Source organism: Streptomyces sp. NPDC021080 (assembly GCF_044333225.1).
In the GTDB taxonomy this organism is placed as follows: Bacteria; Actinomycetota; Actinomycetes; order Streptomycetales; family Streptomycetaceae; genus Streptomyces.
Map to the genome: position 1 here is coordinate 1 of NZ_JBIRQM010000020.1, position 14,242 is coordinate 14,242.

The window sequence follows — 14,242 nt, forward strand, 5'->3', positions numbered from 1 at the left end:
CCCGCGAGGGGCTGTCAGCCCTCGGTGCTGGCGGCCGTCTCGGAGGTGTGGCGGCGGTTGTGGCGGCGGAAGGCGGCGCGGCGGGCCTCGACGGGGAGTGACTCGTCCTTCATGGCCGCTTTGTCCTCCTCGGGGGTGGTCACCGGCTGCTCGACGCACAGCAGGTCGCCCCGCTTGATCAGCTCGGTGGAGCCGTCGGTGTAGAACACCTCTGCGGTGCCGGGGTCGGCATCCTTGGCCCACTCGACCCGCGAGATCACCTTGAAGTCGTCCAGGTGGCTGTGCGCGATCCAGGGCTGCTCCGGCTGCCGGGCCTGACCGGCGGCGGTGCGGGTGACCATGCCGGGCACCCGGTCCGCGTCGATGCCCTTGAGGCCGTCGATCCGCTTGTATCCCGGGGCGTCGTTGCCGCTGGCGGCCACGGCCTCGGCGGGCGTCAGGTTGAGGAAGGTGCTCATGTAGGTCTCGTCTCTGTGTGGCGGGTTCCTGCTTGGCGTGGGGCCAACCTTACGCACTTTGAAGTGCGTTGACAAGCGGGTGTGGAAGGCTGGCCCCACAAAGGTCATCGGGGCAGGTCAGCGGGGTGCGCTGTAGACGTCGCCGTCCTCGGTGCGCTCCACGTGCGTCCACCCGGCGCCCTCCAGGGCGGCCCGGTACGCGCTCATGTACTCGTCCCAGCGTGCGCCCGCCTCGGGGTCGCTGGGCCGCCCGTGGAACCCGGTCGCCACGCGGGCGACGACGACCCGATCGGCGTGCCCGGCGACGGCGCGCACCCACGGGCCGTAGGCCCTGGTGCTCGGCTTCTCCACCGGGGACAGGCAGCCGTCCCCCGTGCCCTCCATGATCACGTGCGCGGCGCGCGCCACGACCAGGGGGCGCACGGAGATGTGCCGCCGGTTCCACTGGTCCCGCCGCCCGTTCTTGTAGGCGTGCGTGGTGGCCCACCAGTGGACGCCGGAGTGCTCCAGGGTGAAGCGCGGCGCGCCGTAGCTGCGGATGGGCTCGGGGCCCGCTTCCGTGCGGGCGGCCTGGAGGCGGGCGCGGGCCTCGGAGCCGGTCATCGTGACGGGGTCGCCGGTCGGAGCGCTCGTGAGGTACTCGCACACCTGGTAAAGGGTGGCGTCGTCGAGGGCGGCCAGCGCGGCGGCCTCCTTCAGCTGCTGCTCGCGGGCGAAGATCAGGACGTTGGCGGCCTGCCCGGGGCCGTTGGTGACGTGGTCGCCGATGGTGTCTGTGTAGAGCGGCTCGGGGTTGCCGTCCTCGTACAGGGCGACGGTCCACATGGTGCCCGTGAGCGTGGCGCGGACGGTGTGCCCGTCTAGGGTCGGCAGGGTGCCCGCAACGATGGCTTCCTCGCGCGTCATGGCGACCGGGGGCGTCGTGACCGCCTTGACGGCGTTCGAGTTCCATTCGGCCGGGCGCGTCATGGGGTTGTCCGGTCCGACGCGGCGGGAGAAGTCCTGCCCCGCCATCACCTCGTATTCACAGGTGCCGTCGTGGTGCTCGCGGCCGACGGCGACGACGACGGCCGTCCCCTTCGGGGCGACGACGGACGTGGCCCACTGCTGGCTCACGTGGCGCACGCGGGTGCCGACGGCGAGGCGCTCGGGGGCCAGCAGGGCCGTGCGGACGGCCGTCCAGTCGACGGCGTCCCTCTCGTGGTCGTGCATGCCGTAGGCGTGGAAGACGACGGCGCGGCCGACCTCGCGGGGGTCGCTGGTCTCGCGCAGCCGGTCGAGGACGGTGTCGCGGCGCTCGCTGGCCCGGACGGCCGCGACGATCTCCTCGACGGTCGGGGGCGTGTCCTCGGTGGTGGTGGGCTCTTCGGGCATGGTCAGGGGCTCCTCGGTCGGGGTGAAGAAGTAGACCGTCCGGCCGCCCGCTGCGGGGTAGACCGTCAGGCCGGTGGTGCGGTGCGCGTCGCCGCGCTCGAAGTATTCGAGGGCGATCTGTACGCCGCGCTCGGTGAGGACGTCGGTGGTGGGTGCGGCGAGCGCGTCGGCGGCGCCCTTGACGGCGTCCTCGCGGGTGAGGACGGCGGAGCGGCGGGCATGGGTCGGGTACTCGCGCTCCCGCACGAGGATGCGGGGCGCCTTGGGGACGAGGTTCTCAGCGGCCTCGGTCGCGTTGGCGGCGCGCTCGGTGCGGGCGACGCGGTCGTCGAGTTCCTCCTGCGAGAACACGATGACGGCGCGGTAGGTCTCGGGGGTGCGGTTGCCCCAGGTCTGCACGGTGAGCGTGTGGATCTCGGCGTGGTAGCCAAGGGAGTTGAGCTTCGCGGCGTGCAGCTCGGCGACGTCGCCCTCGGAGTCGGTGATGTCGACGACGCGGACGGCGGGGAAGCCGGTGCCGACGGGGCGCTCGGCGAACCGGATCGTGCGGCTGTTCTCGGAGTGCACGGTGATGCCGTTCGCCTTCGCGGCGAGAGCGCGGCTCACGGCGGATGCGTTGGGCTTCTTGATGGCGGTCATGCTGGCCTCCTTGGCGGGTGGTGAGACCAACCTAGCGCACTGTCGAGTGCGCTGTCTACCTGCTCCCGGGAACAGGCCAGGGCCCCTCCGGCGGACGTCCGGAGGGGCCCTGGAGCATGGGCGGTCAGGCTACGATCTCGCGGCTCAGGTCTTTGTCGTCGAGGGCCACGACCCGTACGGGATCCGTGTGGAGGGTGACACCCTTGTGGCGCTTGCCCGGGGTGTTGTTCATGTACTTCGGGGCGCGGCGCTGCGGTGCGACCTGGTAGGCGTCCTGGTGGAAGTGCACGCGCTGCACGCCCTCCTCGTCGGGTTCGATCTTGACCACCTTGCCGTGCTGCCAGAAGCCGTCACGGGTGCGGTAGGTGACCCGCATGCCGACGCGGTAGGCCACTCCTGCGCGGCTGTAGTGCACCAGCGCGGGCGGTGCGGGCGCGGCCTCCTTCGGTTCGTGCCGGGGCACCTCGACCCACGTGTCGTCGTCGGCGAGGATGCGCACCACATCGCCCGCCGACGCCTCCAGGATCCCCTCGGCGGCCTGCTCGGCCTTCGCCCGCGCGATGCCCGCCTCGACCTTGGCCACGGCCGCGTTCCCGGCCCGGTCGATCTCGCGGGCCTCGCGCTGCTGGCGCAGCTTGCGCAGGCGCTCGCGGCGGTCGGGCATACTGCCGGTGATCTTGAGGATCCAGTGCAGTTCGTTCTCGGACTCCTCGACGGTCCAGCCCTCGGCGGCGAGCGCGGCCCGGACGCGGTCGAGGAACGCGCTCTCGGAGACGGTGACGCGGGTGTGGTCGGGCTGGTCGACGACCCGCGCGATGTGGACGTATCCCGGGACCCCCTCGATGATGGCCGACCCGTCTTTGTACTGGGTCACGCCAGCGGCCAGGAGTGCCTTTCGCACCGTCACGGCGGTGGGGACGCCCTTGGGGCGGGCGGGCAGGGTCTCGCGGGCGTGGAGGTACAGGCTGGTCCCGCCGAAGATCTCGACGCGGTAGCGGGGGGCGAGGGCCTCGGCGTACTCCTTGATGCGCTCCGCGCGCTCCGGGTCCTCCGGCATGTCGGTGACCTTGGAGATGCCCAGGTCAGCCATGCGCTTGTCGAACGCGGCGTCACCCTCGCGGTAGGTGACCATCACGCTGTCCCGCATGTAGCCCTTGGTGACGTAGAACCCGCCGCCGACGGTGGACTGCATGGACTCCCGGTAGCGGGAGTGGGCGAACCCGGTGGCCTTCAGGAAGGCGATCACGGCGGTGACGGACGGGCGGTTACCTGCGGTGGGCTCGGTCATGTGGTCCTCCTCGGCGGGCTGTGATGCCAACCTAGCGCACTCTGAAGTGCGTTACAAGTGGGGGTGGCCCGCCCGGGGTGACCGGGCGGGCCGAGCGGGTCAGAGCCTGTACCAGGGCATGACCACGGCCGCCCAGGGCTTGCGCCCGTCCTTCTCGCACTGGGCGAGGTAGGCGTCGTACAGCTCCGGCCGGAACGAGGCGGAGTAACGGAAACCGGCGATGACCTCGGCGGCCTTGCCGCCCATGTCGCGCTTGATCTTCGCGTACGCCTTGGGCTCCAGCTCCGCGAGCACGTCGGCGGCCGGGACGCCGCGCTTGTGCGCGATGGCCTCAACCAGCGTGAGCGCCTTCTCTCGGTAGCGGTCCTCGATGCGGGCCCGCTGCTCCGCGTCCTGGTAGAACGGGGCGAGGGCGGGGTCGGCCGCGATGATCTGCTCGATCCGCCGGTTCTTGTAGTGCTCCGTCAGGTGCGACGTCGCCTCCAGGACGGCCGCCCGCTCGGTCTCGATGCGGGTGCTCCCGCTCCGCAGGGGGCTGCCGTCGGGGGCCGTGATGCCCTTGGAGGCCTTCGTGGCGTCCCGCTGGACCTTGGCCGCCTCGCGCTCCTCGCGGGCCTTGGCGGCCGTCTCCTCGTCCGGCGTGAACATCCTGGTCGGCAGGGTGTTCTCGTCGCCGACCGGTGCGCTCGGGTAGCAGGTGGTGCAGGCGCGCCACCCGGCGTCGGCGACGATCTCCGCCTCGGTCTGGCCGGAGTATCGGACCAGCCACGCGAACTCGGTGCGGAATTCGCCGTTGTGGCAGGTGGAGCACTCCTGCCCGTTGTGGGCGTGGCCGCCGACGCTCTTCGCCAGGAAGACGCGGTTCCAGGTGCCCCGACGCCGGAACTCGTCGGTGTACACCCTGGCCTCGGCCGCCAGCGCCTCCAATTCCCGGGCCGCCATGGCCCAGTTGGTCAGCGCCTGGTGGACGTCGCGGGCGATGGTGGCCTCGAACTCGGTGTGCGGGGCGAGGGCCTTCTGCACGGCCTTCTCCAGGACCTGCTCCCAGGACAGGGCGAAGACCAGCCGCCCGGACACCTTCGCCCGGCGACCTTCGTCGCCCACCGCCTTGTGGAGGGCGGTCTGCAGGGCAAGGCGCCTGTGGTCGGCCTGCGCCTCCTCGTTCCAGATCCGGTACAGCTGGGTGTCGACCTCGACCGGCGTCATGGCGGCGAGCTGTTCGGCGGTGGGCGTCTCGTTCATGTGGTCCTCCTCGGCGGGCTGTGACGCCAACCTAGCGCACTTTGCAGTGCGTTCGCAATGGGGTCCGGAAAACACAGATGGCGCCCGGCCTGAACGCCGGACGCCACCCTAAGCACCACCACCGACAATCAGCGGCCAGCGCCCTTCTCGTAGTCCTGGATGAAGCCGAGGTAATCCTGCGGGTGCTTCTCGACGAGCCGGTCACGGGCGTACGCGTCGGCGGCGGCGCGGTGCTCTTCAGCCTTGCGCGCGGCGTCCGCGTCGCGCAGCTCCTGCGCCCGCTCGGGGAGCATGTAGTACGTCCACGTCCGGGTGATCGGGAGGCTCGGGTCGAGTTCCTCCAGGGCCCATCCGTCCATGGTGACGAGGGTGCCGTCGGCGACCAGCTCCGCGAGGATCGCGTCGAGGGCGGCGGCCTTGACGTACCAGGCGGCCGTACGGGTGTCGTAGACCCCCTCGATCTTCCAGGCGTCGACCACGATGCCCTTGACGACGTTCGGGCGGGTCTGGACGCCGCTCCAGCCCTGCCAGATGCGGGGCGTCAGGACGTCATCGCGGGTGGGTGCCCGCTTCTCGATCTTCTCGGGCATCAGCTCTGCCCTTCCTTGGACATGGAGCGGTCCCAGGAGGCGAGGCACTCGTCCACGAGCCGCTCGTACTCGCCCGGGTGGTTCGTGATCAGCATGCTCGTCGCAAGCCGCTCGGCCGTCTCCTGGCGGGTTTTGGCCTGGTCGGCCCGAGCCTCCGGGGTCGGCTTGTACTTCGCGGGCTTCTCACCCATGGCTGTCCTTCCAGGTGGTGACGGCGTCGGCGGGGGCTCCGGTGCGGCCGGAGCGGGTCGTACGGACGGCCATGGACGCAAGGGCGCCCTTGCCGGTCGGCGGGGCCTCGGGCAGCGGGTCGGCCTCCCACACGCGCCCTTTCGCGCGGTTGCGGTGGAAGCCTGCCATCTGGTGGGCCTCGCGGTCACATGCGATGAGGTCGTCCTCGGGGCACGGCGCCCCGCAGGTCTCGCCGGTCACGTGGCGGCCCGCTTCTCCTCGTGTGCGGCGACGATGGCCGCCCAAGGGAGCACGCGGAACATCTCGCGGGAGTACTCGGCCTGCGGCGTGAGGTCGTCGCACAGCCGGTTCAGGTGGCCCCCGCACGCGTTGGCGTGCTTGGTCTCGCAGGTCTCTTTGTCGGCGTAGAACACGACCCAGACGGCGGGGTCGTAACAGGGGCGCTGGCCCTTCGTGGAGCTGCAGTGCTGTCCCGGTGCGGGCCAGACCTTGCGACGGTTGGTCACGGCTTCTCCAAGTAGCGAAGGATCCGGGTGGTGTTGGGGGTGAGGTACTTGCGCGGTGTGGATGCGCTGATGACGCGGCCGGTGCCGTTCAGGGAGACGCGGAGGAATCCCCGGCGGTGCTGGCGCAGCGTGAAGTAGTCTGCGCCGCCGCCCTCCCAGGCTTCGAGGTGCCAGCCGAGGTAGAGGGCGGTGGTCATGATGCGCAGGGCGTTGGCACTCGCGCCGTAGCGGACGTACACGCCCGCCAGGGGCGGCAGCTGCACTCCCTTGGCGGCGGTGGTCGGCTGGTTGGTCTCGAACGGGCGTTCTTCGGCGTGCTGCGGGGCGAGCATGTCGCCCGCGATGCCGCCCGCCCGGGCCTGCCGGTAGCGGCAGGCGTAGCAGGTGTCGGTGATGTCACGGCAGGCGCGGTGCACGAAGCCCGCGCAGGCCTTGCACTTGACCCGGTAGTCCCCGCGCTCGCATTCCCGGCCGCAGGAGTCGCAGCCCCGGGGCTCTCTCACTGGGACTCCCCGGCGATGACCTTGGCCAGCATGTCGGCGTAGAGGGCCGTGTATTCGCCGTGGTGGGCCGCGATGAGGGCGGCGGTGGCCAGGGTGGCCGCCTTGGCCTCCAGGCGCTTCTCGGCCTCCTTGAGGTCCTCGACGGCCCAGGCGTCGGCGGTCTCGCGCAGGACGTAGAAGACGGTACCCATCAGTCGCTTGCGGCTCCCGGCCCGCTGGAGGCGGTGGCCGTACCACTCGCGGCCCGTGCGGGCGACGACGCGGCCGTCGGCGACCATCTCGCCGAGGACGATGTTCAGCGTGTAGGCGCTGACCGCCTCCCGGGCCTCCTCCACGGAGGAAGGGCTCACGGGGGCGTGTTCCATGGCGATGCTGTAGATGATGTCACCGCTGCTCATGGGCCGGACGGCGCCGGTGAGGGCTTCGGTGACGTCGGCCGGGGTCGGCACGTGCCTGACGAGGGTCTTCATGGGGCTCTCCTGTGCGGGTTCCTTGGCGGGCAGTGCCAACCTAGCGCACTCTGTAGTGCGTTACAAGGGGGTGCCGGTGCTGGCGATGATGTGGACGTTGGCCTCATGGACGGCGGCGTAGACGTCGGCCGCGCACCACTCGTCGAGGTGGTCTCCGCCGGAGAGGTACCAGCCGGTCTCCTCGCGCTCGTCGGCGAGGCAGCGCCCCAGGCGCTGCAGCCGGTAGCGGAAGGGCTCTCCCTCGGGGTCGCCGAGGTCGTCGGACTCGTAGAGGCCGGGCCGGACGTAGGCGAAGTGGACGGGGGCGTCGGGGCCGCCGAGGATCCGGCGGCCGTCGACGATCGAGGAGCGCACAGTGTTCACGCGTGGGCCCGGGCCCGGACGTCCCATCCGCCACGGGCGTGGGAGGCCGTGGGCTGTCTGCGGTGCAGGAGGTAGTACTGGCTGGCCAGGCCGGTCACCGCGCGCAGGGGGCGGCCGTCGGTGGCCGTGCTGTAGACGTTCATGTGCTGGAGGAACGGCTGGCCGCAGACCTGCTCTATCACGGCGACCGCGCTGTAAGGCAGGCCGTAGGAGGTGATGACGGTGTCGCCGAGCTGGAGGTCGACGGCGCTGATCAGCTCGTCCGCGCGGGGCTCGGTGGCGTACAGGCTGCGGGTGCGGCCCGAGTCGTGGTGCTCGATGACGGCGCCCTCGGTGCGGTCCCACAGGAAGTGGGCGTTGGTGTGGGCCGAGGCGCGCAGGAGGGTGAGCGAGAGGGTGGCGGCCGACCTGGTGCGCCGGACGTCGGTGACGCGGAGCCTGCCGCCGCCGGGGATGAGGATGGTGTCGCCGACGGTCAGTTCGTCCACGGTGCGGGCGGGCATGGGCCTGCCGTCGACGTAGAGGAAGGGCCGGTGTCCGGCGGGCAGGTAGGTGCACCAGAACAGCGGGCTGGGGTCGACCGGGTTGGCGACGAGGTGGCGGATGCTGGGCCAGGTCTGCACGACGGTGCTGACCTTGCCTCGGCCGTCGGCGATGTCGCGGACCTGCTGCCACTGGGTGCCGTTGTACTCGAAGAACCGGCCCTCGCCCAGGCGGTCGACCTCGTGGAAGTGCTGGAAGACGCGGTCTCCGGCCTGGGGGACCTCGGGGACGGCGCAGCGCGGGACGACGGGCACGCGGCTGATCTGCCCGGCGTCGAGGGTCTGGGCGTAGACGGTGACGAGGGCCTCGGAGCGGGATCCGTGAGTGATGTTGTGGCCGCCGAAGAGGTGGCGGATGGTCACGGTGTGGCGGCCACCGCCGACGGGCATGGGCCGCTTGGTGACGAGGTGGCGCGACCAGGGGCCCTCGGCGATGACACTGCCCGGCGTCAGCGACGCGAACGGGACGGTGACCGTCTCTGCGTCGGCGGAACGCAGCGCGTACAGGAGGGGCTCAAGAGCGACGGGGTCCATGAGGGACTCCAAGGGTGGCGGGACGGGTGGCGGGTAACCTCCGCTGGCGCCCGCTGTATTGGCGGGACGGGCGCGAGCAGGTACGCAGGTTATCGAACAACTCGCCTGTTGCCAGTGTTTGTCCGTGACCCCTTGCGTGGCGCCCACCGTAGCGCACTGTCGAGTGCGTTACAAGTGGGCCACGTCGAGCACGGCTATCGCAGGAATGAGGCGGCTCCTTCCCGGGGGCCCGGCACGTCGGCCACGCCCTTGCGGTCCAGGTAGAGCCTGAACCACACGGTCTTGCCGTTGACGTCGCTCTCGACGCCGGACCGGTCGGCGAGCATGACGACCATGGCCAGGCCGCGCAGGCCCGTCTCCTGCTCGTAGCTCAGATCGTCGAGGTACTCCTCCGCGTCGTCCCGGTTGCTGGGCAGGTGCGGGAGGTGATCCTCGTCGGTGTCGTGGACGCCGACCTGCAGGTAGCGCCTTCGCTGGCCGCCGATGGAGACCATGACGTTGAAGGGGAGCTGGGCGTGCACGACGGCGTTCGTCGTCAGCTCGGACAGGCATACCAGCGCCGTCTCGGCGAGGTCGGCATCGAGGCCCGCCAGATCGGCGGCCCCGGCGAGGCGGTGCCGGGCACGGGCGACATTGGCGGGATCGCCCGGGTAGCGCTGGCGGTAGATGAGGTGCTTGAGGGCCCCGAGTGGCGGAGGGGCCTGGTGGGACGGGGAGTGCATTGGCGTAACTCCCGTTGCATGGACGGTTGATGAGTCCCTCTCACATCCCTGTAATACCTGGAGTAAGCAGGGTGGTACCCACCGTTCCGGAAGATCTCCATTTCTGCAACCCCTCAAAACTGATAATTCGCAAGTCTGTCCAGTGGCCCCGAACGGCCCACAGGGTGCAGACTGTCCCCCACATGGCGGCTCACCAGGGGAGGAACGGTGCCGTACAACGGACGGCCGACGATCAGGAGCAAGATCCTCGGCCGCAGGCTCAGGCTGGCCCGCGAGGCCGCAGGGCTGAGCATCGTGCAGGTCGCCGCTCAGACCACGGTGTCCGAGGCGACGATCTACCGCCAGGAGTCCGGCCACGTGGCCGTGAAGCCCACGATGATCCCCTACTTCACCAAGCTCTACGGCGTCACCGACGAGGACACCGTCGAGCAGTGGACGGAGTGGGCCCGGCGGGCCAAGCTCAAGGGGCCGTGGGCGGCCTCCGGCAGCATCGTCGGCCCGACCCACAGTGACTACGCGGAGGCCGAGGACGCCGCCCGCGAGCTGCGCGTCCTGGAGCTGAACCTGATCCCAGGCCTGCTGCAGACGAAGCAGTACTCCGAGGAGGTCATCACGACCGCCGCCACGGTGCTGCCCGGGCAACTCCCCTCGGAGACCAAGGAGATCGAGTCCCGCATCAACCTCCGGCAGACCCGTAAGGCGATCCTGGAGCGCGAGGACCCTCCCCGTATCTGGGCCATCATCGGCGAGGCCGCGATCCGGACCCCGCCGAGCGTCGCCGACACGGACGCCCACCGCGACCAGATCCAGCACCTGCTCAACCTGGGCGAGACCAAGGCGACAATCCAAGTACTCCCGCTGGCCACGGGTCTGCACGTCGGCCTGTCGGGACCGTTCAGCATCATCACCTTCGATGATCTGGACCTGGTGTTCAAAGAGGGCTACGGCGACGGGACGTTCATCCCCGAGGAGCTGGTGCACCTGTACAAGGCGCGCTTCGAGCGGCTCCAGAGCCAGGCCCTCTCCATCGCAGAAACCCGCAAATTCCTGCACATGGTCCTCGCATCGCTGTGACGACCTGACCGAGAGAAAGGCATGGCCCGCATGACCCACACCTCCTTCACTGGCTGGCACAAGTCGTCGTACAGCAGCGGCGAGGGCGAGAACTGCGTCATCCAGGGCGCCGACAAGGCCGCCGGTCTCGTCGGCGTCGCCGACACCAAGCTCGCCAGCGACAGCCCCGTCCTCGCCTTCGGCCGGGAAGCCTGGCTCGGCTTCATCGCCGACGTCAGGACCACAGCGGCCTGACCCAGTACGCGCAGAAGGACCCCGGCAACCCATGAGTGCCGGGGTCCTTCTCTGTATCAGCTTCGGCCAGTTCGGGCCGTTCCTCAAGACCGCGCTACGGCTGGCGCCGCGAGGTCATTTTCACCCGCCGCCAGGTGTGGCAGTCCCGGGTGTCGAAGAAGTCCCCTCGCGAGAGGTAGACGTACAGAGTGCCGGTCGAGGCCTTGTGGGCCCGCACCGACGTGCGCTCGCCGGTCGCGTCCTTCGCCCGGGTCCAGCTGCATCGGTCACTGTTCGGGAGTGACCGGTACAGGCCGGGCCTGACGTCGGCGCCGACCCAGTACGTTCCGTCACCGGGGACCGTGAGGCGGGTCGGGTGCTGCGCGGCCGTGAGCGCCCCGGGGGCGGAGGCCGGAGGGATGGAGTCGGCCCCCATCGACCAACCGCCGAAGATCCCCACGAAGAGCGCCCCGGCCGCCAGCGCGTATCCCCGCAGGGGGATCCGGGATCGAGGAGGCTCGTCGTCCGGCGGCTCACCGCGAGGCGACGGCGAGGGACGTGGCTGGTCCCCACTCATAACCTGCCTTCCCTGTTCTGACGCACGCCAGGGCCCGGGCATGAGCTGGGGGCTCGCGCTCTGAGGCGGGTTTCTGAGCGCTGACTGTGCATCGACAACGAGAGTCGGAGTCGGATTGACTACTGAGAGCGAACCTACCCCATAACTTGGGTACGGGCAAAGAATCCCCAGGTCGCGCACCATGCCTTCACCTCCTTCACTGACGTCGTCGGCAGTCCATCGGTTCTCCCGACACCCTATCGAACTTGCGTTCGAGTGATGTGTGGGAATTCGAACTTCCGCATAAGATATCGAGCAAACGACCGTTAACGTCAAGCCCCCTTGTCAGACAGGCAAAAGAGGCCCGCACGGCACCCCGCGCCAACGGGGACTACTGCCGTACGGGCCTCTTCATGACCTAGCACCACCCGCGCCAGCTACTGGCCGGGGAGTCAGTACGCGGACACCATACGTCAGATGGTGTCGACCGTGCTGATCTCGGGGTTGTGCAGCTTGATGTCCAAGCTCCAGCCCATCCGCTCCTTGCCCATGTAGTGGTGCTGGTGGCCGTCCCGGACACCGCTGGCGAGGATGCGCCTCTCAACCTCCACCCACTCCTTGCGCCCCCGGCCACGCTTGGGCTCATTGCCGACGCGGTACGGGGCCCGCTCGACCTCGACCAGGTCGCGGCGTACCTCGTAGACGTCCCAGCGGATGTCACGCACCGGGCCGGAGCGCTCGTTCCAGACCTCGACGACACCGGCACCGAACTCGGCGCGCAGGGCCTTACGCAGCCGCTCGACCGCTTGGGGCGCCTCCAGGCCCGGGATGAACAGCGTCGTGGAGACGCGCGCTCCGGAGTCGTTGATCAGCCGCATCTCCGCGCCGACCACGGATGGCACGTAGACGGCGCCCACCGAGTGCTCAGAGCCGTAGACGGTGAGGATGCGGACCTTGTCCCCTCCGCAGCCCCCGTGGCGCCCAGCAACAACCTTGGCGCGCTCCAGGAGGCCGGTGTGGGCCTGGAAATCGGACGCGGGGACGAGCACTTCGTCGTCGGGCGTCAGGGCCTCGATCTCGTCCTCGCTGAGCGGGCGGACGGTGACGGGCAGGGAACACTGCTCGACGAATCCCATGGGATCACTCCTCTATGCCGAGACCGGGGCTTCCGGCCTCGCTGTTGTCGGTCGCTGCCCGGGGCTTCCAGGCGGCTGGCCAAGAACCTAGCATCCGCTCCCCCAGCGGTGTGCCAGTGAATAAACTATTCACTGGCATAAAAAAATCTCTGAAGGGGCCACATGCTCAAGTGCCTGGAGTGCCGGACGCCGTACACGCCCGAGCCGCAGAACACCTCCGGCTTCTGCTCGTGGGAGTGCTTTGACGTCAAGCCGCGCCCCAACGCCCCCGAGGCCTTCCACGGCTTCCTCGGCGACGGCGTCACCATGACCCAGGTCGAGGGGGACCGATGAGCCGGGTCAAGCACCGCAAGGGGTCGCAGAACACCCAGATCCTGGCGGTGGACACCAGTGGCTTCGAGGAGGGGATGACCTTCTGGGCCACCGACGCCACCGTCAGCATCAAGGAGGCCCGTACGCGGCTCGCCTTCGCGCCGTCCACGGCCCACGGGCACCTGGACGGCCCGGCCCGCCTGATGGCCCTGGAGACCGACAACTTCAGCACGCCTCAGCTCGAACTCCTCGGGGCCCTGTCGGCGCACACTCTGGCCGTGGCCGATGGCGAGCAGCACCCCGTCATCTTCACCGACTTCCAGGCCGCCGAGCACCTGCTGGCCTCCATGACCGGAGCGAAGAAGATGCGCCCCCGGCGAGCCCGCAACCACGAGCCACTGCCTCAGCTGGTCGAGCTGATCGAGGCCCTCGGCGACCAGGTCGAGCGGGTGCGATTCCACTGGCTGCCCCGCAGCTCCACGACCTCCCTCCAGTACGTCGACCGGCTGATCCGCAGGCGCGACATCAGCGTGTCGGACGAGGACGAGCACTGGGGGATGGTCACCTTCGAGGACGTGCTGGCCGCCGCCTGGAAGATCGTCGCGTGACCACCCTCCACAGGGCCGTGGAGGCCTTCGTACGCGACTACCCCGAGGCCGCCACCACCGAGACGTCCTACGCCCTCACCCTGCGCCGCTGCGCCAGCACCCTGGGCCGGGACCGGGCGGCGGCCGACGTCGACGGGGAGGACTGGCACGACGTCCTGATCGAGCTGTGGGGCCGCAGCGCGCCGAACACCTGGAACCGCACCCGGGCCACCGTCCAGACGTTCCTGCGCTGGCTCGGGGACGCCAAGGTCGCCACGGTGGAGCTGCCCGCGCTGTGCCGGGCCCGGAAGGTCGTCATCGACGAGACGAAGGCCGTCGACCCCGAGGAGCTGGAGCACCTCTGGGACCCGGCCAGGGTCGCCCTGCGCCAGCGGACGCTGTGGAGGCTGCTGTACGAGTCCTCCTCGCGCGCCGAGGCCGTCCTGGCCCTGAACGTCGAGGACGTCAGCCTCAAGGCCCGCAAGGCCCGCGCCGTCATCAAGGGCGGCCGGACCATCTGGGTCTACTTCGAGCGCCGTGGCGCCGAGCTACTGCGCGAGTACATCGGCGACCGCACCCGGGGCCCGGTGTTCCTCACAGACCGGCGCCCGAGGGACTGGCGCACCCGGGCACCCGGGGAGTTCGCCCCCGACGGCCGCCGCTGCCGCCTCTCCTACGACCGCGCCGAGCACATCCTCAAGGAATACGCGGGGATCACCCTGCACATCCTGCGGCACTCCCGGCTCTCCTACCTGTCCGGCGAGGGCGTCGACACCCCCATGCTCATGGCCATCTCCGGCCACACCAACCCCGGCACCCTGCACCGCCGCTACGCCCGCCCCTCCGGCAAGGCCGTGACCAGGCTCTTCGACCGGCTGGACCAGCTGGAGACGGCGGATGCTCCGTGAACGCCTGCGCACTGTCGGCGACGGCTGCTAAGG

20 protein-coding genes are annotated in these 14,242 nt (G+C 70.0%); 5 read left to right on the forward strand and 15 right to left on the reverse strand.

Annotated features, from left to right (window positions below; translation table 11 throughout):
- Nucleotides 1–14: 14 nt before the first annotated feature.
- From ACH4S8_RS37145 to ACH4S8_RS37205, 13 genes are all read right to left on the reverse strand, one after another.
- Entirely contained in the window at nucleotides 15–458 is a 444-nt protein-coding gene (locus ACH4S8_RS37145) for a hypothetical protein (protein WP_398402250.1), read from the reverse strand.
- 117 nt (nucleotides 459–575) lie between these two features.
- Complete coding sequence (locus ACH4S8_RS37150) at nucleotides 576–2,471, reverse strand: hypothetical protein (protein ID WP_398402252.1); 1,896 nt, start codon at nucleotides 2,469–2,471, stop codon at nucleotides 576–578.
- A gap of 124 nt (nucleotides 2,472–2,595) precedes the next feature.
- Complete coding sequence (locus tag ACH4S8_RS37155) at nucleotides 2,596–3,759, reverse strand: hypothetical protein (RefSeq protein WP_398402254.1); 1,164 nt, start codon at nucleotides 3,757–3,759, stop codon at nucleotides 2,596–2,598.
- Between the two features lie 99 nt (nucleotides 3,760–3,858).
- Nucleotides 3,859–5,001 carry a hypothetical protein gene (locus ACH4S8_RS37160; RefSeq protein ID WP_398402256.1) on the reverse strand — a complete coding sequence of 381 codons (1,143 nt, stop codon included), beginning with the start codon at nucleotides 4,999–5,001 and terminating at the stop codon, nucleotides 3,859–3,861.
- Between the two features lie 128 nt (nucleotides 5,002–5,129).
- Nucleotides 5,130–5,591: a hypothetical protein gene (locus ACH4S8_RS37165; RefSeq protein ID WP_398402258.1), complete on the reverse strand. Its 462-nt coding sequence runs from the start codon at nucleotides 5,589–5,591 to the stop codon at nucleotides 5,130–5,132.
- Nucleotides 5,591–5,782 (reverse strand): hypothetical protein, encoded by a 192-nt coding sequence (locus ACH4S8_RS37170; RefSeq protein WP_398402260.1) that lies wholly within the window; start codon nucleotides 5,780–5,782, stop codon nucleotides 5,591–5,593. The genes ACH4S8_RS37165 and ACH4S8_RS37170 overlap by 1 nt, the downstream gene beginning before the upstream one ends.
- Nucleotides 5,775–6,023: a hypothetical protein gene (locus ACH4S8_RS37175; RefSeq protein WP_398402262.1), complete on the reverse strand. Its 249-nt coding sequence runs from the start codon at nucleotides 6,021–6,023 to the stop codon at nucleotides 5,775–5,777. The genes ACH4S8_RS37170 and ACH4S8_RS37175 overlap by 8 nt, the downstream gene beginning before the upstream one ends.
- Nucleotides 6,020–6,289, reverse strand: coding sequence for a hypothetical protein (locus ACH4S8_RS37180; RefSeq protein WP_398402264.1), 270 nt, complete (start codon nucleotides 6,287–6,289; stop codon nucleotides 6,020–6,022). Before ACH4S8_RS37180 ends, ACH4S8_RS37175 begins: the two co-directional genes overlap by 4 nt.
- Nucleotides 6,286–6,792 carry a hypothetical protein gene (locus ACH4S8_RS37185; RefSeq protein ID WP_398402266.1) on the reverse strand — a complete coding sequence of 169 codons (507 nt, stop codon included), beginning with the start codon at nucleotides 6,790–6,792 and terminating at the stop codon, nucleotides 6,286–6,288. The genes ACH4S8_RS37180 and ACH4S8_RS37185 overlap by 4 nt, the downstream gene beginning before the upstream one ends.
- Nucleotides 6,789–7,262, reverse strand: a complete 474-nt coding sequence (locus tag ACH4S8_RS37190; protein ID WP_398402268.1) for a hypothetical protein — start codon at nucleotides 7,260–7,262, stop codon at nucleotides 6,789–6,791. Before ACH4S8_RS37190 ends, ACH4S8_RS37185 begins: the two co-directional genes overlap by 4 nt.
- 60 nt (nucleotides 7,263–7,322) lie before the next feature.
- Nucleotides 7,323–7,625: a hypothetical protein gene (locus tag ACH4S8_RS37195; protein WP_398402270.1), complete on the reverse strand. Its 303-nt coding sequence runs from the start codon at nucleotides 7,623–7,625 to the stop codon at nucleotides 7,323–7,325.
- Nucleotides 7,622–8,701: a hypothetical protein gene (locus ACH4S8_RS37200; RefSeq protein ID WP_398402272.1), complete on the reverse strand. Its 1,080-nt coding sequence runs from the start codon at nucleotides 8,699–8,701 to the stop codon at nucleotides 7,622–7,624. The genes ACH4S8_RS37195 and ACH4S8_RS37200 overlap by 4 nt, the downstream gene beginning before the upstream one ends.
- 194 nt (nucleotides 8,702–8,895) lie before the next feature.
- Nucleotides 8,896–9,423 carry an ATP-binding protein gene (locus ACH4S8_RS37205; protein WP_398402274.1) on the reverse strand — a complete coding sequence of 176 codons (528 nt, stop codon included), beginning with the start codon at nucleotides 9,421–9,423 and terminating at the stop codon, nucleotides 8,896–8,898.
- Nucleotides 9,424–9,630: 207 nt separating this feature from the next.
- On the opposite strand from ACH4S8_RS37205, the gene ACH4S8_RS37210 reads away from it, so the two are divergent.
- Together ACH4S8_RS37210 and ACH4S8_RS37215 are read left to right on the forward strand one after the other, a co-directional pair.
- Nucleotides 9,631–10,497: a helix-turn-helix domain-containing protein gene (locus ACH4S8_RS37210; RefSeq protein WP_398402276.1), complete on the forward strand. Its 867-nt coding sequence runs from the start codon at nucleotides 9,631–9,633 to the stop codon at nucleotides 10,495–10,497.
- A 30-nt stretch (nucleotides 10,498–10,527) separates the two neighbouring features.
- Nucleotides 10,528–10,731, forward strand: coding sequence for a DUF397 domain-containing protein (locus ACH4S8_RS37215; protein WP_398402278.1), 204 nt, complete (start codon nucleotides 10,528–10,530; stop codon nucleotides 10,729–10,731).
- 94 nt (nucleotides 10,732–10,825) lie between these two features.
- Here ACH4S8_RS37215 and ACH4S8_RS37220 read toward each other — a convergent pair whose 3' ends face one another.
- A complete protein-coding gene (locus ACH4S8_RS37220; protein ID WP_398402280.1) occupies nucleotides 10,826–11,287 on the reverse strand; it encodes a hypothetical protein in 462 nt (153 codons plus the stop codon).
- A gap of 452 nt (nucleotides 11,288–11,739) precedes the next feature.
- Entirely contained in the window at nucleotides 11,740–12,402 is a 663-nt protein-coding gene (locus ACH4S8_RS37225) for a hypothetical protein (protein ID WP_398402282.1), read from the reverse strand.
- A 162-nt stretch (nucleotides 12,403–12,564) separates the two neighbouring features.
- Here ACH4S8_RS37225 and ACH4S8_RS37230 point away from each other — a divergent pair, with 162 nt between their 5' ends.
- The 3 genes from ACH4S8_RS37230 to ACH4S8_RS37240 are packed head-to-tail and all read left to right on the forward strand — an operon-like array spanning nucleotide 12,565 to nucleotide 14,209.
- Nucleotides 12,565–12,735 carry a hypothetical protein gene (locus tag ACH4S8_RS37230; protein ID WP_398402284.1) on the forward strand — a complete coding sequence of 57 codons (171 nt, stop codon included), beginning with the start codon at nucleotides 12,565–12,567 and terminating at the stop codon, nucleotides 12,733–12,735.
- Nucleotides 12,732–13,322 carry a hypothetical protein gene (locus ACH4S8_RS37235; protein WP_398402286.1) on the forward strand — a complete coding sequence of 197 codons (591 nt, stop codon included), beginning with the start codon at nucleotides 12,732–12,734 and terminating at the stop codon, nucleotides 13,320–13,322. The genes ACH4S8_RS37230 and ACH4S8_RS37235 overlap by 4 nt, the downstream gene beginning before the upstream one ends.
- The gene (locus ACH4S8_RS37240; protein WP_398402288.1) at nucleotides 13,319–14,209 is read left to right on the forward strand and encodes a tyrosine-type recombinase/integrase; all 891 of its coding nucleotides are present in this window, start codon (nucleotides 13,319–13,321) and stop codon (nucleotides 14,207–14,209) included. The genes ACH4S8_RS37235 and ACH4S8_RS37240 overlap by 4 nt, the downstream gene beginning before the upstream one ends.
- Nucleotides 14,210–14,242: the final 33 nt, after the last annotated feature.